The organism is Methylobacterium sp. 391_Methyba4 (genome assembly GCF_029691625.1).
GTDB classification, from domain to species: domain Bacteria; phylum Pseudomonadota; class Alphaproteobacteria; order Rhizobiales; family Beijerinckiaceae; genus Methylobacterium; species Methylobacterium fujisawaense.
Genome location: NZ_CP121475.1, coordinates 4874333 through 4893719, shown reverse-complemented (window position 1 = coordinate 4893719; position 19387 = coordinate 4874333). Strand labels below are relative to the sequence as shown.

Annotated in this window: 23 protein-coding genes and 1 tRNA gene; 18 read left to right on the top strand and 6 right to left on the bottom strand. The window is 66.7% G+C overall.

Annotation, left to right across the window (positions count from 1 at the left end; genetic code table 11):
• The first annotated feature begins 620 nt into the window (after nt 1-620).
• From P9K36_RS23040 to P9K36_RS22990, 11 genes are all read left to right on the top strand, one after another.
• The gene (locus P9K36_RS23040) at nt 621-839 is read left to right on the top strand and encodes a hypothetical protein (protein WP_278306072.1); all 219 of its coding nucleotides are present in this window, start codon (nt 621-623) and stop codon (nt 837-839) included.
• Between the two features lie 11 nt (nt 840-850).
• Nucleotides 851-1912 (top strand): hypothetical protein, encoded by a 1062-nt coding sequence (locus P9K36_RS23035; RefSeq protein ID WP_278306071.1) that lies wholly within the window; start codon nt 851-853, stop codon nt 1910-1912.
• 117 nt (nt 1913-2029) lie between these two features.
• On the top strand, nt 2030-2434 hold the full coding sequence (locus P9K36_RS23030; protein WP_278306070.1) for a hypothetical protein: 405 nt from the start codon (nt 2030-2032) through the stop codon (nt 2432-2434).
• Entirely contained in the window at nt 2431-2898 is a 468-nt protein-coding gene (locus tag P9K36_RS23025) for a hypothetical protein (protein ID WP_278306069.1), read from the top strand. The genes P9K36_RS23030 and P9K36_RS23025 overlap by 4 nt, the downstream gene beginning before the upstream one ends.
• Entirely contained in the window at nt 2895-3170 is a 276-nt protein-coding gene (locus tag P9K36_RS23020) for a hypothetical protein (RefSeq protein WP_278306068.1), read from the top strand. Before P9K36_RS23025 ends, P9K36_RS23020 begins: the two co-directional genes overlap by 4 nt.
• A gap of 133 nt (nt 3171-3303) precedes the next feature.
• The gene (locus P9K36_RS23015; RefSeq protein WP_278306067.1) at nt 3304-4182 is read left to right on the top strand and encodes a hypothetical protein; all 879 of its coding nucleotides are present in this window, start codon (nt 3304-3306) and stop codon (nt 4180-4182) included.
• A 74-nt stretch (nt 4183-4256) separates the two neighbouring features.
• Nucleotides 4257-4652 (top strand): hypothetical protein, encoded by a 396-nt coding sequence (locus P9K36_RS23010; protein WP_278306066.1) that lies wholly within the window; start codon nt 4257-4259, stop codon nt 4650-4652.
• Between the two features lie 12 nt (nt 4653-4664).
• Nucleotides 4665-8123 (top strand): phage tail tape measure protein, encoded by a 3459-nt coding sequence (locus tag P9K36_RS23005; protein WP_278306065.1) that lies wholly within the window; start codon nt 4665-4667, stop codon nt 8121-8123.
• 62 nt (nt 8124-8185) lie between these two features.
• On the top strand, nt 8186-8608 hold the full coding sequence (locus P9K36_RS23000) for a hypothetical protein (RefSeq protein WP_278306064.1): 423 nt from the start codon (nt 8186-8188) through the stop codon (nt 8606-8608).
• A complete protein-coding gene (locus P9K36_RS22995) occupies nt 8590-9084 on the top strand; it encodes a hypothetical protein (protein ID WP_278306063.1) in 495 nt (164 codons plus the stop codon). The genes P9K36_RS23000 and P9K36_RS22995 overlap by 19 nt, the downstream gene beginning before the upstream one ends.
• Before the next feature lie 399 nt (nt 9085-9483).
• Nucleotides 9484-10167: a hypothetical protein gene (locus tag P9K36_RS22990; RefSeq protein WP_278306062.1), complete on the top strand. Its 684-nt coding sequence runs from the start codon at nt 9484-9486 to the stop codon at nt 10165-10167.
• Nucleotides 10168-10316: 149 nt separating this feature from the next.
• On the opposite strand, the gene P9K36_RS22985 is transcribed toward P9K36_RS22990, so the two are convergent.
• Together P9K36_RS22985 and P9K36_RS22980 are read right to left on the bottom strand one after the other, a co-directional pair.
• Nucleotides 10317-11516, bottom strand: coding sequence for a 2'-deoxycytidine 5'-triphosphate deaminase (locus tag P9K36_RS22985; protein ID WP_278306061.1), 1200 nt, complete (start codon nt 11514-11516; stop codon nt 10317-10319).
• Between the two features lie 862 nt (nt 11517-12378).
• Nucleotides 12379-12585 (bottom strand): hypothetical protein, encoded by a 207-nt coding sequence (locus tag P9K36_RS22980; protein ID WP_278306060.1) that lies wholly within the window; start codon nt 12583-12585, stop codon nt 12379-12381.
• Between the two features lie 350 nt (nt 12586-12935).
• On the opposite strand from P9K36_RS22980, the gene P9K36_RS22975 reads away from it, so the two are divergent.
• Complete coding sequence (locus tag P9K36_RS22975; protein ID WP_278306059.1) at nt 12936-13409, top strand: hypothetical protein; 474 nt, start codon at nt 12936-12938, stop codon at nt 13407-13409.
• Between the two features lie 71 nt (nt 13410-13480).
• On the opposite strand, the gene P9K36_RS22970 is transcribed toward P9K36_RS22975, so the two are convergent.
• Nucleotides 13481-13726 carry a hypothetical protein gene (locus tag P9K36_RS22970; protein WP_278306058.1) on the bottom strand — a complete coding sequence of 82 codons (246 nt, stop codon included), beginning with the start codon at nt 13724-13726 and terminating at the stop codon, nt 13481-13483.
• 69 nt (nt 13727-13795) lie between these two features.
• Between P9K36_RS22970 and P9K36_RS22965 the strand changes: the two genes are divergently transcribed.
• A complete protein-coding gene (locus tag P9K36_RS22965; RefSeq protein WP_278306057.1) occupies nt 13796-14119 on the top strand; it encodes a hypothetical protein in 324 nt (107 codons plus the stop codon).
• Between the two features lie 41 nt (nt 14120-14160).
• On the opposite strand, the gene P9K36_RS22960 is transcribed toward P9K36_RS22965, so the two are convergent.
• Entirely contained in the window at nt 14161-14328 is a 168-nt protein-coding gene (locus P9K36_RS22960) for a hypothetical protein (RefSeq protein WP_278306056.1), read from the bottom strand.
• Nucleotides 14325-14543 carry a helix-turn-helix transcriptional regulator gene (locus P9K36_RS22955; RefSeq protein WP_347568059.1) on the bottom strand — a complete coding sequence of 73 codons (219 nt, stop codon included), beginning with the start codon at nt 14541-14543 and terminating at the stop codon, nt 14325-14327. The genes P9K36_RS22960 and P9K36_RS22955 overlap by 4 nt, the downstream gene beginning before the upstream one ends.
• A 210-nt stretch (nt 14544-14753) precedes the next feature.
• On the opposite strand from P9K36_RS22955, the gene P9K36_RS22950 reads away from it, so the two are divergent.
• The 3 genes from P9K36_RS22950 to P9K36_RS22940 are packed head-to-tail and all read left to right on the top strand — an operon-like array spanning nt 14754 to nt 15684.
• Nucleotides 14754-14996: a hypothetical protein gene (locus P9K36_RS22950; RefSeq protein ID WP_278306054.1), complete on the top strand. Its 243-nt coding sequence runs from the start codon at nt 14754-14756 to the stop codon at nt 14994-14996.
• Between the two features lie 10 nt (nt 14997-15006).
• Nucleotides 15007-15432: a hypothetical protein gene (locus P9K36_RS22945; RefSeq protein ID WP_278306053.1), complete on the top strand. Its 426-nt coding sequence runs from the start codon at nt 15007-15009 to the stop codon at nt 15430-15432.
• Between the two features lie 3 nt (nt 15433-15435).
• The gene (locus P9K36_RS22940; RefSeq protein WP_278306052.1) at nt 15436-15684 is read left to right on the top strand and encodes a hypothetical protein; all 249 of its coding nucleotides are present in this window, start codon (nt 15436-15438) and stop codon (nt 15682-15684) included.
• A gap of 99 nt (nt 15685-15783) precedes the next feature.
• On the opposite strand, the gene P9K36_RS22935 is transcribed toward P9K36_RS22940, so the two are convergent.
• Nucleotides 15784-15860, bottom strand: a tRNA-His gene (locus P9K36_RS22935).
• A gap of 221 nt (nt 15861-16081) precedes the next feature.
• Between P9K36_RS22935 and P9K36_RS22930 the strand changes: the two genes are divergently transcribed.
• Nucleotides 16082-18010 carry a chloride channel protein gene (locus P9K36_RS22930; protein WP_244539026.1) on the top strand — a complete coding sequence of 643 codons (1929 nt, stop codon included), beginning with the start codon at nt 16082-16084 and terminating at the stop codon, nt 18008-18010.
• A 104-nt stretch (nt 18011-18114) separates the two neighbouring features.
• A complete protein-coding gene (locus P9K36_RS22925) occupies nt 18115-19251 on the top strand; it encodes a tartrate dehydrogenase (RefSeq protein ID WP_278306051.1) in 1137 nt (378 codons plus the stop codon).
• Nucleotides 19252-19387 lie beyond the last annotated feature (136 nt).

The window sequence follows — 19387 nt, the reverse complement described above, 5'->3', positions numbered from 1 at the left end:
CGCATGACCGCCGGAGATGAAGGCGACCGGTTGCATCCGAAGATTCCAGATGAACTGATCAGGGGTTATCCAGCCGACGAGCTTGGATTGCGGCGAGAACAGAGGATGCATCTGCTGGTCCTGGGCAGTCACTGGAAGTCGGGGCAGTTGTCAGCTGCAAGCGCGCCATACGTGAGGTTGCAGGCATCGTCACGCTGCGCCGCAGCACCCTTCCAATGTGTGATATTTTGGCAACTTCGAGGGACCCTGCCGGTTCGGCGGGAAGACGGGCTGTAGGAGCGCGGCCCCTTCCTAGCGCCAGGGGTCGAAAACCCGGTAACTCCTGTGAACCGTGAATGGGTAACGGCGCGGTTCCTAGAGAAATCAACGACTTAATCGTTACCCCGCTCTTCACCGAGGGGGGTAACGGGTAACTCGTCAGCCGTGAACGGTGAACGCGGCACCCCCAGTCAGCGCCCCAGTCTCGCTGCACGGATCTGCTCCAATCGTGAACACACGAATTGCGGCTCCGCCACGGGTTGCAAGGAAGCTCGCGCCTCGCGGCCGATGTCCGGTTTGCCCTGTCCGTTGTCCGGTTTTGTCCACTCCCGCAGGCCGCGCGCCCGGGGGACACTGCCGGCATGTTCGACGCGATCACCTTCCCTGACCGCCTCACCGTCGCCGTCCCGGCCCAACTCGCCGAGGCCGTGCGCACCGTCGCCGCAGCCCGCGGCCTGACCGGCGCCGATTACGTCCGCGGGGCCGTGCAGGCCCGGCTGATGCTCGACGGTGCCAAGTTCGATCGCCTGCCGGACCTCAAGCGCGTCGCCACCCGCCGCGGGCCGTCCCGCGCCTTCTGATCGGAGATCCCATGCCTCGCACCTCGCCCGCCACCGCCAAATCGGAGCAGACGCCGGAGGCACAGCTCGCCGGCCTCACCCTCACCCGCGAGAACCTGAAGGCTCGCCAGTCCGCCGTCGCGGTCGAGGTAGAGGCTGCCCTCGCCGCGCGCCGCAGGGCCCTCATCGAGGGCGCCTCTGCCGCCGAGGCCGCCGAGGCCGAGCGCGCCTGCCGCGAGATCGAAGGGACGGCCTTCGGCATCACCGATGCCCTGGCCGAACTGGACCGGCGCATCCTCGCCACCGAGGAGCGGATTGAGGCGGAGCGCACCGCCGCCCGGGTCGAGGCCGTCGCAGCCGAGCTGGAGCGAGACAGCGCCGCCATCGACGCCGCCGCCGAGAAGGTCCGCCGAGCCGTCGAGGTCTTGGCCAAGGCCAGCGAGGCCTTCACCGCCGCCATCACCCCGGTGGCCGCGCCGCTCTTCTCCAAGCGGGACATGCACGGCCTGCGGGACAATGAGCCGCCGGAGCAGGTAGCAGCCTATCTCGTGGGGCACATGATCGCGACCGCCATGCCGCGGATCGAGATCTCCGAGGCCGGGCGGCAGCTCCGGTTCGGCTACGTGAGCGCCCGCACGATTGAGGCTACGGATGGTGAGGAGCCGGCCAAGGCGCTCCTCACCGATCCCATGCGCACCCGAGCCGCTCTCGTGCGCGGCGGCGAAGCTCCACCGATCCTGGCGCATTACAACCGTCCCGAGCCGAACTTCGAGCCGGACCGGGACGAGATCCAGGTCTACGTGACCGACGAGTTCTCCTACGTCCGGAAGACCGACTACCTCCCCGAGCTCGTTTTGGTCCGCCAGCAGCATCTGCCGGTCCCCATCGCCGAGGAGGCGATCGCGCAGGGCATGGCCCACCGCACCGAGCCGCCGAACTGGTCGAACGTCATGCGGGCGGCCCAGGCGCGTTCCGGGCAGCCGCGCAGTGCCCTGGAGGTCCAGCCCCTCGGCTTCAACCTTGAGGAGTGGCGCGCCGCGGAGACGAAGCGCCGCCGGGAGGCCTGGCTCGCCGAGCAGCAGCAGGCCGCCTGACCCGAGATCACCGGGCGGCCCCTCCGACCGTCTGGTGAGGCGCCCGCGCTGCCGTTCGTGGTGGGGCGGGATACCGCGGGCGCCACCCCATCTCTCTCGCAGAAGAACGTGAGGCTCATGGCCGACATCAGCCGCAGCGAAGCCGCCCAGATCGCCGAGCACTGCACCGCCTGCGGCGTGCCGCATCTCGCAGCTGGCTTTCTAGGGGAAGGGCTGTCGCTGGATGAGGTGAAGGCCCGCGTCAGCGCCGTCGCCACGGTCAGGCAGATGTCGACCCTCGCGCGACAGAAGGAGCCGAGCATCCCCGCCGACCTCGGCACCAACATGCTCGCCGAAGGCTACGGCGTGTCGGAGATACGAACCGAGCTGTTCGAGCGCATCGTGGCCGAGGAAGAGAAGACCTCGATCTCGTCGCACGTCCCGGCCGACCGCGGCAACGCCGGCATCTCCGCTTCCCGGGCGTCGATGGAGCGGGCGCTGAAGGCCCGGGGCATCACCCCGACAGGCGGGGCCGGCGCATGATCGTCCGCACTCAGGCAGATCGGACCGAAGCCGTCGACGCATTGCAGGCCATGGTCGCGGACTGGCGCACTCGCACCATGCCCGCTGAGGAACAGGCGAGGTTCGACGCCATCGCAGCGGACATCGACGACTACGATGCCCAGGTCGCAGCACGACCGGGACCTGCGCCGCCTGAGCCCCCGCCGGCGCGCCTCGAGCCGCAACATCCACCACTTGCTGCCAAGTTCACGGCTTTCCGACAGGTCCGAAGCGACGCTGATCGCGCCGTGGCTGTAGCTGACCGGCGTGAGCTTCTTGCCGACTGGCGCGCCCGGACGATGCCAGACCACGCGCAGCTCGCTTTCGACAGCCTGACGCAAGCAATTGATGCCTACGACGCGGAGCAGGTCGCGGCTCATGAGGCCGGCCCCTCGATCCACGAGTCCAATCTGGCCTTTGCCGCTGCATTCCGGGCGAAGCGATGACCCTTGTCGAACTCAATGACCTCGATGCCGCGGAACGCGCGGAGGCCGATCGCCTTCGCAGGGACACCCGCACCGCGGCGATCATGGATGCACCCGAGGCCGCGGCCGAGGAGCGCCGGCTGATCGCCTTCGCCTTGCTGCTGCGCCTCGATCTCTCGCCCGACGCCGCCAGGCTGTTCCTCCGGCAGGCGCCGGCGCTCCGCACGGTCGATGAGGTGGCCTCGTGGGTCGGAGCGATCCCGGTCCAGACCAATATGGAGACAATGCAATGACCCAGTGCCCCGAACCGAAGAAGCAGAACGACGCCGATATTGGCGGAGAAGAAGACGTCGGAACCGTTGATGAGACTGAACTCGAATAGAGCCTCAAAGAACGCGGCGCTTTAATCAAGCTGAGGAGCATAACATGGACTACAACGCACCGTCCGGCTCGACCGACCCGAACGCGCCGTTTGTCGGCAAGACCGCGTCGACCCAGGGCTCGAAGGTCCCGCCGAAGGCGCTTGAGTACCCGCAGCGCGAGATCGTCAATGCGATCGCGGCCTCGGGCCAGACGCCTTCGAACGCAGATCTTCTACAGCTCTGGAAGGCGATCCAGGCCGGTGCGAAGTCGGTCAACAACACGCTCAAGATCCCGGGTCGCACACCGTGGCGGCAGAAGACGGCCGGCGTCTACTCGCTGCCTCTACCGGCCGGCACGACCTTCAGCGTCGACTACCTCTACGGCCCGGGTGGTGGCGGTGGTGGAGGCGGCGGGACTGCAGGCGGCGGCGGCGGGGGCGGTGCCCGCACGACCAAGGGCGGCACGGCCACGGTCGCCACGGTTCTGACCGTAACGATCGGCGGCGGTGGAGCCCCGGGAGGCGTTTCGACTGCGGGCGGCACCGGCGGCACGTCGAGCATCGTCGTGCAGAGCGGGTCCGTGATCGGCACCGATGGGGCGACCTACGGGCCCGGCTCGACGCTCTGCGCCTGCACGGGCGGTACCGGCGGCCCCGCTGGGACGAGTTCAGCTCCCCCGCCGGTTTCCGCGACTGCGAGTGGCGGCATCGCCAGTAACGGCGACCAGAACGACAACGGCGATCCCGGCGGCCTGCCGTTCGGGTCGGCCTCGACCATCTGGGTCTCCGGGTCCGGAGGGGCCTCGCCGGGGAACTCGGCTTCGCTGTTCGCGCAGGGTGCGACGCAGGTGACCTCGACCTCTCCTGGCGTCGGCGGCGCCGGTGGCGGCGGATCCTTCGCCGGCACCAAGGGCTCGGACGGTGGCGTCCTGATCTTCAAGTAGCAGAGAGCCATGCAGCTCGCGCTCATCCGGTGGAGCGGGACGATCCCGGTCTGCCACAACGGAGGGACACGGAATTGAGCGAAGACACCCAGGCGGCCGCGCCCGCTCCGACATGGGATACCCTGGCTGTGGTCGTGTTGGCCGGCGACCGCGCCGTGTTCTCGATCGATGCGGCCGGCAACATCCAGGTGCCCGCCACCTACGCGCTGCGCTCCGAGGTCGGCGTGGCCCTGGCCCGAGCGGCTGCCGTGCTCGCGGCCCAGCCCGAGCCGAATTCGTCGCAGCAGATCCTGAGCACGGTGTTCCGGCAGCTCGGCGAGATCGACACCGACGCGGCGCGCGAGGCTTTCGCCAAGCTCGAAGCGGCGGTGAACGGCCAGACACAGGCGCTGGCCGCTGCGACCGTCGCCATGGAGGCAGCCAACGCCGAGATCGGCGCCTCGATCCCGACTGCCCCCGGAACGCACTGAGGAGGACCCGCCATGGCGTCCAAGACCATCGAGGCCAAGCTCCTCATCACTGCGGAATCGCGGGTCGAAGCCGAGATGGCCAAGGTCGCCAAGGCGATCCAGCAGGGCCTCGACGTCACGAAGTACACGGCCGAGACGGCCAAGCTGAGCCGGGCCTGGGAGCAACAAGCGAAGGCGGCCAGGGCGGCCGCGGCCGTGATGGATGCCCGCAAGCCGCTCGAGGCGACGGTGCAGGGGATGCAGCGGGTCGGCGCGCAGGCGACGCGGCTGGCCCGCGAGTACGACGTGGCGAAGAAGGCGGCGGCCGAGTACGGCAAGGCCCAGACGTTCATCAAAGGCAGCGAGCAGGCGGAGCAGGCCGCGCGGCTGGCCGCCGAGGTCCGGCGCCTCGGCGATGCGCATCGAGCGGCCGTCAACGACAGCAAGGCCCTGACGGCAGCCTTCAGCGCCGAGACGGCGGCGCTCCGAGCGGCCGAGAGCGCGGCCTCCCGGTACGGCGTCGACCTGTCCCGGGTCGAGCAGCAGCAGCGCAGCCTGGCGCGGAGCACCGATCAGGCCGCCGCCGCTTTCCGCCGGCAGGTCGCCGCCGAGGAAGCCGGCGCGCGGGCCGCTACGGCCCGGGCTCAGCGCCGGCAGGCCCAGGATGTCGCCGCCGGCGTCGTTGCCACGGCGACGGGCGCCGGTCTGCGCGGCGCCTACGTTCGGTCTCGCGACGGCTGGATCGAGATGGACGAGGCGAGCCGTCGGCAGAGGGCCGTCCTCGGGATCGACCAGGCGAAACAGTCCACCCTCAACACCCAGGCGCTGAAGATCGGTCAGGACACCCGGTTCAGTAACCCGGACGTGGTGAAGGCCCAGACCCGCATCGGGTCGAGCCTGCCCGACCACCTGAAGGATCCGAAGGTCCTCGTCGCGATCACCGAGAACGCGAAGGACTACGCGCTGGCCATGGGCACGACCATGGACGAGGCCTCGTCCGCGGTGCTCGGCCGGATGCTCGGTCTGCGCATGAATATGTCGAACCCGGAGGCGGCGGCAGCGTCGGCCAAGCACGCCACCAACCGCCTGGTCCAGTTCGCCAAGAGCTCCGGCGCCGACCACAACGACCTGATGGGCTACACTAAGTTCGGCGCGGCGCCGAGTTCGGTGGGAGGCTTCTCGGAGGAGTTCACGGACGCGATGGCCGCCCAGCTGCGGCGCATCGGCTACGAAGGCTCCATGGCGGGCAACTTCGTCCGGGCGGCGGCGACCAAGCTCGCGGTCCCGACCTCGAAGGGGCTCGGTGTGCTGGCGGGGTCGGGCCTGAACCACTCCGACTACGTCGCCCCCGGAAACGCGCTCTCGGCGGACAACCTCGGATCGGCGCTGCGGCTGAAGTTCGGCAAGGGGCTGAACGACAGCCAGCGCTCCCGCATCCGCGAGCTGATGGAAGACGAGGACATCGTCGGCAACCGGGAGGAGTTCGTTCCGAAGGTCTCCGCGATCATCCAGGAGACCCTGGCGAGACGGACGAAGAAGGGCGCGGTCAACGCTCAGGATGCCGAGCGGATCGCGAAATCGGTCAACGAGTACCTGTCGGCTTCCGCGGGCGCCGTCGACATTGAGCGCCTGATGCGGGACGTGATCGCCAAGGGCATCACGCCCGCCATGGCGAAGTATCTGTTCGGACAGGAGCACGGCGGTCGAGCACAGGCGCTCGATCTGAAGACGCTCAACAAGGATGTCGAGACGTTCCGCAACACGCCGCAGGATCGGGCGCAGAAGATCGGCGAGGACATCAACGCCGGCACCTACGGCGCCTACCAGCGCATGATCGGTTCGGTCGAGACGTTCTGGATGAAGCTGGGCCAGGTCAACGACGGCCCGTTGACGATGTTCTACGACAAGGTCGGCAACGCGGTCGACGCCGTCACGAACCTGCCTCCCAACGTCATCCAAGCCGGCACCGCCATCGGCGGGCTGGCCGGCGCCGCGATCGCCGCCCGTGGCGCGTTCGGCATGTTCCGTGTCGGGCGCGACCTTCTCGGCTTCGGGGGCGGAGCTGCAGCCCTGAACGGCTCGGCGGTTGCCCTGAACGCTGCTGCAGCCGCCTTGACCGAGGCTGCGGTGCTCCAGGGCGCCAAGACCGCGGCCGGCGCCATACCCGACGCGGCGAAGAAGGGCGGCAAGCTGGCCGGGTTGGCGAAGGGGGCGCTGGGCATCACGGCGATCGGCGGCCTGGCCGAGCTGGCTCAACACTACGACACCCTGAAGATGCCGGAGTTCACGAAGGACGGGATCGGCCGCGGGCTCCTCGGCGCCCTGGATCCAAACTTGCCCGACATGGTGCTGGGCAAGAAGGCGGACGAGGTCGGGAAGGATGCCGGGATCAAGGTCGGTAAGGGCATCGCGGAGGGCGTGAAGGAGAAGGCCCCCGAGGTCGAGGCCGAGGGCAAGACGCTGTTCCAGCGGCTCAACGAGCAGTTCCGGCAAGGCATCTTCATCCCGATCAACTTCGTGCCTGGCGCCGGCGGAGGCGGTGGGGGCGGCGGTCTGATCCAGCGCGCGAGCTTCATCCCGGGCGGCGGCGGTGTCGGCAGAGGGATCGACCTCGGCGGCGCGATGCGCCGCGCCAGCACAGGCGGCGGGGCGGGCGGAGGCGTTGGCGCCGGCATCCCGCGCTTCGGCGGCGGTGGCGGTGGCGGTGGTCGCGGGCTTTCGGCCCGCGACATGCGCAACATCGATCCTGAGTTCGCGGCCCATATCCGGGCCTCGGCGCTGTCGCAGGGGATCGACCCGGACATCGCGCTCCGGATCGCCAATAGCGAGGGCCTACGCGGCTCGAACCCGAACCGGCTCACGCCCGGCGACTACGAGAACGGCAAGCCGACCAGCTTCGGCCCGTTCCAGCTGCACTACGGGCGCTCGGGTGGCCTGGGGAACCGATACACGGCGGAGACCGGGCACCACGCGAGCGACCCGCGGTACTGGAAGGAGCAGATCGACTTCGCGCTCCGGACCGCCCGCAAGGAAGGGTGGGGCGCGTGGTACGGCCGGAGGGGAGCCGGCGTCGGCCTCCGAGACGGCATTGGGACGGTGAAGCCTGTTCCGATGGCGAAGGACGGCGAGCCCAAGCTCGTGAAGGGTCTCGACGGCAAGGAAGGCCTCGACCTCGGCAACGGCACGATGAAGATGCCGGACGGGTCGATCCGGTCAATCACCCGCAGCGGTCTGGAGATCCCGGACGCGCCGGCGGGCAGTCTCGGCGCCGGCACCGGCGGCCGGGCGGACATGCAGGCGGCTGCCGATCGCATGCACGCGGCGGCCGAGCGGTTCGAGAACGCCAGCTTCCACGGCCAGATCGAGCTGACCGGCCTACGTCGCAGCGGGCTCCGCGCCACGTCGCTCAAGATCAAGGGCCGCGGCGGCATGTCGGCGGACCTCGGCATCAGCGAGCCGGGCGCCAAGGAAGACCTGAGCGACTGGACCTGAGGGAGGGCGCACCTTGACCAGCGCTCACCTTCTCGCCCTTATGCGAGCAGGCGGGGACCAGTTTGGCGCGGCGCGAGACCACCATTACCGTCGATTCTTGGGCACGGCGCGTCGAGGAGAAGCGCGCCGCCGCCAAGGCCATGCTCGGCAATCGTCGTGCCTTCATTGAGACGTGGCATCGCTCCGGCGAAGCGGCCGAGTATGCTCTCAAGGGCTATATCCATCGTCGTCAATTCAACGGCGACTGGCCGACTAAAGCCGAGCGGAAAGATCTCCATACGCACGATCTTCGGGCGCTTTTCGATCTGACCGGGCTTGATCGGACAGCCATGCCGCCGAACACCAGGGCCGCTCTTATGACGGTATTTGGTTGGGATCGCGATCACGCGTACACTCTGGACCGGTTGGCGCGGGCCGAAGCCAGGGCCATGTACGAGGCCGTTTTCGGACCTGAAGGATTGGTGGAATGGCTCAGGAGCCATTGAGCGCAGAGCGCCGAGAAGCGGGCCGCGACTATCTCGCCGCCTTGCAGCACCTCGGGCTCAAGCCGGAAGGTCTGCTATGGGCGTTCCACCAGGAGCGCAGGGAACTCCAGCTTGCCATGGTCACGTCGCTCGTGGATCGTATCGGCTCGCTCGACATTTATAAAGTGTTGATGCAGGCTTACGACGCAGCAGGGACGCCAAAGTCCATCGACCCCTTCATTGTCTCACTATACAGTCCGAACAGTGTTTTCGCGAGCGGCCTCAAGAGCGCATATGACATCGAGATTGCTGGAAATCCTGAGGGCCGTTTGAATACAGGTGAGAAAGTCGATTTCGGCGAGATGTGGTTTCAGGCGGGCAGCTTCACTTTTCGGAAGAGCTGGGTCTACGTGGCACTTCGGCGGGCGCCAGAGTCGCGTCATCAAATGAAAGAGTGGGATCGGTTCCGTCATAACGTCGAGCGCTTGGCCGCGTAGCGCTCGACGGTAGCTGGGGATCTGGTCAGCCGCGCGCAGCTCGCCAGCCAGCCGCCTTCGCCTCTTCCTCGCTGCAGAACATGCGCTCGCCGGAGCTCGGGGTGATGACGGTCCGGTCGTAGTCCCGGGTCCCGGGCAGGTGGTAGATCTTGTCGCCCTTGCGCGAGATGTCGCCCTCGATCGCGCACGTGGCCTGTGTGGCCGCCGGTGCGGCCGTAGGGCTATTCGTGGCGCGGAACCGCTGTAAGATTGCTATTACCGGTGCCACTTCCTACCGGATCATGGATTTAGTGGGTGATCGCTCGGCCGGCGCCGTTGGAGAATATCGTGCCGGTCGCAGACTATCTAATCCGAGGCCTCTTATTGATTCGGCGAACTCGAATTACGAGAATACTACGCATGACGGGATCATCCGAAGCCGAAGGCCATAAAATATTCTCAGTGCCGCCGACATTCTTAGAAATATCAGCAGCATTAGACCCTCAGCCATTCGTTGGCGGGGGGAGTGCGTTCAGCGACCCAATTCATCTTGAGGTAGGCCGAGTATGCGGCTCCTTTGAGAAGCTTCAAGATGAAATGATGCTCTTATTTAATGCATTATGCAATGGTAATTCCGAAACCCAAACTTCGATGCTCCGCATCATTGCATCGACGTCATCTTTCGGCGTCAAGCTAGATCTCTGCAAAGAGGCTGCAAGGACATTTATCGAAGACGAGGCACACTGCGAAGCCGTACTTGGCTGGCTCAAATTGTGCAGCAAAGCCTCCGAGATAAGAAATAAAATAGCACATGGCCAGCCAGCCAACATACATTACAATCACGGGGCAGGCCCTGATCGAGGTATCTACTTGGTGCCATGCATGTACAATCCCCGAAAGGGGGGATTTCCGCGTCGAGCGACCGCTTCCGAATACTGCTGGAATGTCGAACAAATAAGGAACTATTACCGAGCTTTCCACGCCCTGTACGCGATGATGATGACCGTCAGAGAGCAGCTCCTTGGGTCCGGCGATGAGGACCATCCTCAAGTTTTAGACCCAGCGACTATGAGACGAGAGCAAACAAAGAAATCGAAGGGATAGTAATCAATTTCGATATCTCAGATTTTTTCAGCTCTAGATGTAGGGTGCAGTCTGCCGACCCTGGACAAAACAAAGCCGAGGCGATTGGAGTGCTGGGGTAAGGTTTGCCACTCACACGTTAGCAGCAGCCTCAGACGTTTTGACTATTCTCAGGCAAATGGCGAAAAGTCGAAAGGCGGCGGCCGCGTTTCCAGATCTGGCTGGCTTGCATCCGTTGGCCAAGGCTTAAACTGCTTCGCGAGTTTAAGGCCCTGGCCTTGATAGTTCGACTTCACGTCGCGTCCGTAAATCTTGGTGGTGTGCCCGTTGGCGATAGGGGCATAGCGCAACCATCCGATAATTTGGCCGTGCTCCAGAGTGAAAGATACGCCGTGAGAACGCACTTCTAGAACGGCCTTGCTGCCTTCCGCACCCTGGCCCTGTGTCCACCCAAACCCAGGGTCGAAGAACCCCGCATAATGTACACGGAACTCCCCTGACCGATTGTCGTAGGGGACCATCTCCGCAGCGACCTGTGGCGGGACGCCAACATCCTCCCGAGTAGCGAGAATGTAGAAATCTCCCTCTTCCAGATTCAGAGAACCGTCCGTGCTGACTAGCTTCTGCCAAAAATCGCGGGGATCGTACTCGCCAATTCGATCAAGATGGATCTTGTTGGCGTTGCGGCGTGCTTTGTAGCCTATGGTTGCCCCGCGATGAGCGCCTTCCAGATCAATTGTTACAGGAACAAGGTTATCCTCACGCAGCGGAAGCCGGTCGTCTAAAACCTTTGTCAGCTGCCCGGCTTCGTACAGGCGGCTGGTTTCCTTCTGTGGCAGAAGCAGCGGCCCTTCGCCCCTTTGAAGGCGAAGCTGATTCAGTCTGATGCCGGGCTTCACGACAATGCTGAAGCTTAGAGGAGCTATCTCGATAAAGAGCGGTCCCTTGTATCCGTAATCTACGCGGTCGAAAGAAACGCCTCGATCAGTGATAAGTCTCGTCAGGATATCTAGGCGGCCAGTCGAGCTTTTCGGATTCGCCACGCCATAGATATCGTGCGGCAGAGAGAGAAACTCCATCAGCTCGACAACGTATATCGCGCCGCGCTCTAGAACGGCACCAGCCGTGATGTCGATTGCTGGAAGGCCGTCGAGTTTCTCAACCTTCTCCATAACCGTCGCGTTGGGCCCTGCGAGGAAGCTCGCTCGCACGCGATATGCCCTGCGCCCGAGGCGCAGATCTAAGCTCGCAGGCTGAATCTGGTCGAGCTCGATCTCAGTTGTGCTTGCGATTGCGCGCGACCGAACCATCTGCTCCAAGAGCTGGAAAGGAAGTACGCCAGTCTTCCGGACATCTACGACATTCGACATGCTGTCATCTTCCGGGAGAAAACCAGAGCGCTCGCTCCTGTCACTCATGGTTAAGGCCCAACTCGTAGCACGCACACCCTGAAGCTTATAACTCAACCGCCGCCGGTGAGTCTCATCGACCAGCCTGTGAGGCGCGGGGATTGTGTGGACGGCGCCGGTCCATGGACGAAGCGGCGGGCGCGACTAAGGGGCGCCTGTCGCGATCGGAGGGCCGGGAGGCGCCGCGGTCGAAGGATCGGTGGAGCCCCCCGACGTTCCATTGGTCGGCCCCCCAGCTGATCTCGCTTGCTCTGCCACGAGATCGGTCACGATTTGGTGCAGGGGGCCTAGGTCCGGATTGCCTGTCGCGGCGAAGGTATCATGCGCGCGTTGAAGTGCGTCGCAATATGCCGATCGTTCCCGCTTGATCAGCTCGGGCAAAATTGGGCTGCCGTCAGGCCATCCGCCCGCCTTGAGACAGAGAACGAAATAACAAGCGGCCCGAGCTGTTCGTCCATTCCCGTTAATAAAGGGGTGAATGTTATTGAGACGCCACAGAACGTATGTAGCCAGCGCCACATCGTCGGTGGTGTTCCAAGCTCGGTTCACGCTGTTAACAAAATCGTCCATAAGCGCCGGCACTCGAAAGAATGCCGGGGGCCGGTATTGTCCCACTTCGACGTCGCAGGGTCGGTATGCGCCGGCATCGATGTGCAGGCACGTGATGGCGTGATAGTTTAGCGCTTTAATTACTTGTTGCGACAGAAACGGCCTGTTTAGGTCCAGACAAGCGCGGACGATAGAGCGAAGAAAATCGTACTGACGATTTCCGTTTTCGGCCTCAAGGGCGCGATAGACCGAATGGTCTTCACGCCCAGTTAGTTCAAATACGATCATCCGACCCGCGAACCTCTCCGCGCTGCCTATCGAGAACTTCGCGCACTTCCTCACGCGTCATGTCGTTGCTCTCCGGCAAGACACCCATGACGAACGAAAGGCGCTGCTGCTCAATCTGCTCCGGCGAAGGATTGCGCCTCGTCACCCGGCGCAAGGCGGAGAGCACGGCCGGATCGGTCCTTAGCTCGGTCATCGCTGCGCACCTCTGTAGCTGAGCCGGAGGTCGAATCCGGCTGAAAAACTATGCCTGCCTTAACCCACGGTGTCACGCGTTGTAAGGTGACAGGGAAAGCCGGGCGCGGTTGTTCGTTCCACGTGCGGCAGCATCGCCACCAGCATTTCTCTGCGACCGCGATAGCGCTCAGGCGGCCGCCGTCGTACCCTTCCGCAGCCGCACCCCGGGCCCCTCGCCGTTCTCGTCGATGAAGATGACGCCGGCGCCAAACGGCGGTGTTCCGTGGAACACCCGCTGCCTGTCCGGGCGCTTGACCTCAGGCCGCGACAAAGGCTTGCCGCCGGAGCATCCACCCTAGAACGCTCGGCATGCCGACCGCCTCCTACCTCACGCGCCGCGCACTCGCCGCCGAGCTGATGATCAGCGAGAGCACCGTGGACGATTACGTCCGACGGGGTCTCCTGCCGCCGCCTATACGCATCTCGCCCAGCTGCGTCCGCTGGCGCTGGGCGACCGTGGACGCGATCCTGCGGGCCTCAGAGAGCCCGAGATGGTCGGTCGAGGATCCGAGCCCAGAGGAGCGCGCAGTACGGGGGATCGAGGCATCCGGGCAGCCCACGCTTCAGGATCGAGCCGCGGCCGAACGCTACGCCCGCGCCGCCGCCGCCGCCGCTTCGCAGCAGGGGTCGGACGGAGGAACTCCCGAGGAGAGGGCCGCTCGGGTAATCGCTTCGTCGAGGCGGCACCTCGGCAATGAGCCGACGGAGGCGGAACGCGTCGCCCGGGCCATCGCAGCCTCAAAGGAGCGCTCGCGACCCGTCCGCAAGCCGAAGAGCGGCTGAGGCTTCAAGCCCCCTCGGTCCGGACCGTCCCGTCAGCGAGCGGCCGCCGGACCGTGTTGATGCCCTTCAGCCTAACTCGCATGCGCTGCGGCCCACTCCTCGAACGATCGTTCAGGATCGGACAGCAATCCGGAGTGGCGATCAAGCGCGCGGTCGATCGCCTTGCGGTCCCAGCGGGTTGTGCCGCGCATCGCCCTCGGCACGATCCCCCGCCGGACCCAGTCGTCGAAGGCGGCGACCGAATCGCAGCCGCAGTATTCCGCGGCCTGCTCGCGGCTCAGCCCTCGCGGTGTGATGCCGAGGGGCAGCTTCGTCATGCTCGCCTCCGGTGCTCGCCTGGATCGGTCCTACGAAGCCGGACGCCCGACCCCTCGCCGTTCTCGTCGATGAATATGACGCTGGCGGCCGCTGGTATAGCCGTTGCAGGCCCTGTCCGATCGCACCCTGCAGAAGGCTTCGTCATGCCGACCAGGAGCCAGGATCCAGCCGAGTACAGCACGCTCGCCGAGCGCTGCGCGGTCGCAATCGCCGACGCGCACTGGTTCCGCAACATGGCAACGCGGGCGTTGCGGGACGGAAAGCCGAGGGGGCGGATCCGCGCCGAAAGGGCCCGAACCGCGGCTCGCATCATCCTGATGCGGGCGAAGCAAGATGCCGCCATGCATCGGATGATTGTCGAGGCGGCGGCGGCCGGGCGGCAGCCTACCTGACGGCCCGCCCTCGACTCCTCTTCCGAGAGGCGAGCCTGTCGTCAATCTCGCGCCAGACGCTTCGCCCGCAGCTCGGCCGTACGCTCTTCCAGCTCTCGCTTCTCGGCCTCAAGCTCCTGCTGGGCCTGCTCCGCCTGTTTCTGGCGGGCTGCGTCCCGTGCCGTCGGCGTCGATAGCTGGCCGCGGGCCTGGGGAGGCAGCTTCGTCATGCCGGGCTCCGGTGCTCGCCCGCGTCGGTCTTGCGGAGCCTGACGCCGGGCCCCTCGCCGTTCTCCTTGATGAAGATGACGCCGGCCGCTTCGAGGGCTCGCGCTATCGCAAGCAGGTTGTTCTGCATCGGCACGGAACGCCCCGCCTCGAAGTTGCGAACTGTGCTCAATCCAACTGATGCCGCCTCCGCCAGAGCGGCCTGAGACCAATCCACCAGCCCTCTGGCCGCTCTGCACTGCGCTGGTGTCACTGCGGGCTCCGTCTAACGATAGGCTACCAGCATAACGAAAATCGTTTGACACAGCCACTCGTAACGAATATCGGTAGCCATAACGCATAGCGCCATTTCTGACGCAGGCGTTCGGCTCAGCGAGCCGATCTTCTCGCATCATCCCGAAGCCTGAAGCCCCGGAGCACACCGGTCATGGCAACGCCCCCGCTCGCCCCGCGCCCGGCAAAGCGCCGGCTCATCACCCCTCCGCCGACCAGAGCTGACGCCCTGCTCGACCCGGACATGCTCGTCCGTGGCCCGGTCATCCGCGCCACGCGGCCGGACACCGCCCACGTCCGCGCGCCGCGCTGGTTGGACGTCGCCGGCGAGCTGCTGACGGCCTCGCTCATTATCGCCGGTGGCGTCTTCGCCTACGGCTTCATCCCGATGGCTTGAGGAGGCACCTATGAAGCCAGCACGCCCCTACCAGCCCGCCGGTCTGCGCCAGCGCGCGGCCGCGCTGCGCCACAACGTGGACCGCCGCGCTAAACCGAAGCCCCCGGCGGTGATGCCGACACCAGGTGCCGTGGCGGCCGCGGTCGATCTCGACGCGCTGTCCGTTCCCGAGCTTGTGGAGTTGCACGATACAGCTTCGGTCCTCGCCGAGGTCTGTGTCGCGATGACCTGCCGCCCCTGCAGCATCGAGATCGCTCCGGACGGCACTGAGGTGCCCAACGCCTCCGGTCGCCTGGCGCACTGGCAGCTCGGCCTATGCACGGCCCTCATGGACCGCTGCATCGATCGCCTCGGCGACGTCGCCGAGACCGCCCGCCGCGACGGCGCGGCCGAACTGCTCGCCACTGCCGCTGAAGCCTTGCGTACGAGACTTTGAGAGATGAGCAACGTCATCCCGTTTCGCCGCCGTCAGCGGTCGATCATCCCCGACACGCGCACTCGCATCGAGGGCGCGCTCGCGCTGGCCCTCGACGCCGTCGACCACCTCGTGGCTGCCCTCGATGAGATGGACGGCGATCCAGATCTCGAAGGGGGCGGCGACGCGGAGCCAAGCCTCGGCGCGCCCGAGGGTCACACGTCTCGGGTGGTGTGGTTGCGCGGCAACGATCGCGATCTGGAGAATGCCTAAGGCGGCACCCGCACCTCGGCAAAGACAAGCCAGGGGTCGCTGTTACCCTCAGCGTTACCCCTGGTCCATCTTCGAGCTGTCTGAAACCAGCTAAGTCCTTGGTACCACCGCCCCGGCTCGAACGGGGGACCCCCAGATCCACAATCTGGTGCTCTAACCAACTGAGCTACGGCGGCACTGGCGCGGGGTGTATCGTGGGCCGCGGCAGTTTTCAAGGCGATGTGTGCACGGGATTTCGACTCCGTGGATAGCGCCGTCCGGCTCCCCCGCGCCGGGCCGGCAGCGCCCCTGCGGCACGCGCCCGTTTGCAACGGGATCGACCCCGGCTGTAACTGCGACGGCGGAGTCGAGGCGTCGACCCCGCCAGTCGAACCGACCGGAGGCGAAGAGGCGGACCGTGAGCGCGCGACAGCCAGCGGGCGCCGGCGGGGGCAGGGCGCCCGGCGAGGGATCGGCCGATGTCCCGGCCCGGTCGGCCGTGCGGCCGAGCCGGCGGACCCGTCGCCGTTGGGCCGGGATCGGCCTCATCCAGGCCCCCGGACGGCTGCGCAGCCTCGTTCGCCGGAGCGAGGGCGGCCTCGTCGCCCTGGCGACCCTGGTGGGCTGCGTCGCCGGCGTGGCGGTCTCAGCCATGACCTGGATCACCCAGACCCTGCGCGAGGGGCTTTACCAGCTGCCCGCGGGGGCGCGCCTCAGCGCCGTCGATGCCGTGTCGCCGGTGCTCCTCCTCGTGGGCCCCTGCCTGGGCGGCGGCGTGCTCGGCCTGCTCATCGTCGCCGCCAACTACGTCCGCGGCCCGCGCAAGCGTCCCGCCATCGACCCGATCGAGGCGAACGCCCTGCATGGCGGCCGGATGTCCCTGCGCGACAGCCTCTACCTCGCACTCCAGAACGTCATCTCGAACGGGTCCGGCGCCTCGGTGGGGCTCGAAGCCGGCTACACACAGATCGCCTCCGGCCTCGCCTCGCGGCTCGGCATCGCCTTCGAGGTGCGGCGCAGCGACCTGCGCACCCTGGTGGGCTGCGGTGCGGCCGGGGCCATCGCGGCCGGCTTCGGCGCGCCGCTCGCCGGCGCCTTCTACGCCTTCGAGCTGATCATCGGCACCTACTCCATCGCCACCCTGACGCCCGTGATCGTCGCGGCCCTGTGCGGCAACCTGATCTCCCGGTCGCTGATCGAGGCCCAGCCGCTCGTCGATCTCGGGGACATGCAGGCGGTCACGACCTCGCACGTCACCAGCTTGGAGATCCTGCCGAGCCTCGCCCTCGGGCTGGTCTGTGCGGGCCTCGGCATCCTGATCATGCGCGGGGTCACCCTGGTCGAGCGCCTCGTCCAGGCCTCGGGCGTCCCGCGGGTGGCGGCGCCCGCCTTCGGGGGGCTGTGCGTCGGCGCGCTGGCGCTGCTGGCGACGCCGCAGGTGCTCTCGGGCGGTCACGGCGCCCTGCACATGCACTTCGCCGCCGAAGGGCAGGGACACGGCATCGCCGCCCTGGCCGGGCTGTTCGCCGCCAAGGCGGTGGCGTCGGCGATCTCGATCGGCTCGGGGTTCCGGGGCGGTCTGTTCTTCGCGTCCCTGTTCCTGGGCGCCATCGCCGGCAAGCTGTTCGCCGCCCTCGCCCCCGTGCTGGTGCCGCCGCTCGCGGATTTCGGCCTCACGCCCCTGGCCTACGCGGTGATCGGCATGAGCGCCCTGGCCGTCGCGATCATCGGCGGTCCGCTGACCATGACGTTCCTGGCGCTGGAGGTCACCGGCAGCCTGCCGATCACCGGCGTCGTGCTGGCGGCGGTGATCGCGTCCTCGCTCACCGTGCGCAAGACTTTCGGCTACTCCTTCGCCACCTGGCGCTTCCACCTGCGCGGCGAGAGCATCCGCAGCCCCCACGATGTCGGCTGGATCCGCTCGCTCACCGTCGGCCGGCTGATGCGCCGCAATCCCGGGACCGTGGCGGTGGATACGCCGCTGCCCACCTTCCTGCGTGCCCATCCCCTCGGCTCGCCCTCCCGGGTGATCGCCGTGGACGGGGGCGGGCGCTATGCCGGCATCGTGAACGTGCCCGAGGCGCACGCGGCGTCCCGGGATTCCGGCGCCGACGCGCAGCCCGTGCTCGCCGACCTGCTCCTCCATGGGGACGATTTCCTCACGCCGGGCATGAACGCCAAGGACGCCGCCGCCGCCTTCGACCGCACGGAGAGCGAGGCGCTCGCAGTCGTCGAGAGTGCCGAGAGCCGGAAGGTGCTGGGCCTGCTCACCGAGAGCCACACGCTGAAGCGCTACAGCGAGGAACTCGACCGCCAGCGCCGGGCGATGGCGGGCGAAACCGACTGATTGTCAGGCCGGCGTGTTGACCGCACGCCCGGGTGCAACAATCACCCTGACATCTCCGACCCGGGCTCCGCAAAAGCCCGATCTCCGACATGCGTGGAGGACACATGCCCGGCCAAGAAAAACCCGGCCAAGAAAAACCCGGTCCAGAAAAACCCGGCCACCCGAACAGCCCGTCCCGCCGCTACCGCATCGCCGTCATTCCCGGCGACGGTATCGGAAAGGAGGTGGTGCCGGAGGGCGTGCGCGTGCTGGAGCAGGCGGCCAAGCGCCACGGCTTCTCGCTCCAGCTCGACTGGTTCGATTTCGCGAGCTGCGACTACTACGAGCAGCACGGCCGGATGATGCCGGAGGATTGGAAGGCGCAGATCGAGACCCACGACGCGATCTATTTCGGCGCCGTCGGCATGCCCGAGCGCGTGCCGGACCACATCTCGCTCTGGGGCTCCCTGATCCTGTTCCGGCGGGAATTCGACCAGTACGCCAACCTGCGCCCGGTGCGGCTGATGCCGGGGGTGAAGTGCCCGCTCGCCGACCGCAAGCCCGGCGATATCGACTTCTGGGTGGTCCGCGAGAACACCGAGGGCGAGTACTCGAACGCGGGCGGCCGGATGTTCGCCGGCACCGACCGGGAATTCGCCCTGCAGGAGACGATCATGACCCGTCACGGGACCGATCGGATCCTGAAATTCGCCTTCGAGCTGGCCCAGAAGCGCCCGAAGAAGCACCTGACCTCGGCCACGAAGTCGAACGGCATCTCGATCACCATGCCGTACTGGGACGAGCGGGTGAAGGCGGTGGCCGAGTCCTATCCGGACGTCCGGTGGGACCAGTACCACATCGACATCCTGACCGCGCATTTCGTCCTGAACCCGGACCGGTTCGACGTGGTGGTGGCCTCCAACCTGTTCGGCGACATCCTGTCGGATCTGGGGCCCGCCTGCACGGGCACGATCGGCATCGCGCCGTCGGGCAACATCAACCCGGAGCGGGTGCATCCGTCCGTGTTCGAGCCGGTCCACGGCTCGGCGCCGGACATCGCCGGCCAGGGGATCGCCAACCCGATCGGTCAGATCTGGTCGGGGGCGATGATGCTGGAGCATCTCGGCGAGCACGAAGCCGCCCGGGAGATCGTCAGCGGGATCGAACGGGTGCTGTCCGAGCGGACCCTGCGCACCCGCGACCTCGGCGGCAACGCCGACACGCAGGCCTGCGGCAAGGCGGTGGCGCAGGCGCTGGGCTAGGGAGGCGGGTTCGCCCTGCCGCACCCTCATCCTGGGGGGCGGCGGAGCCGCCTCGCAGGCGCCTTCCGGAGATCGCGCGACCTCCGGAAGGCGCCTTCGGGGCCTGCGCTCTGCTCCGGCCCCTCCGGACGCGGTG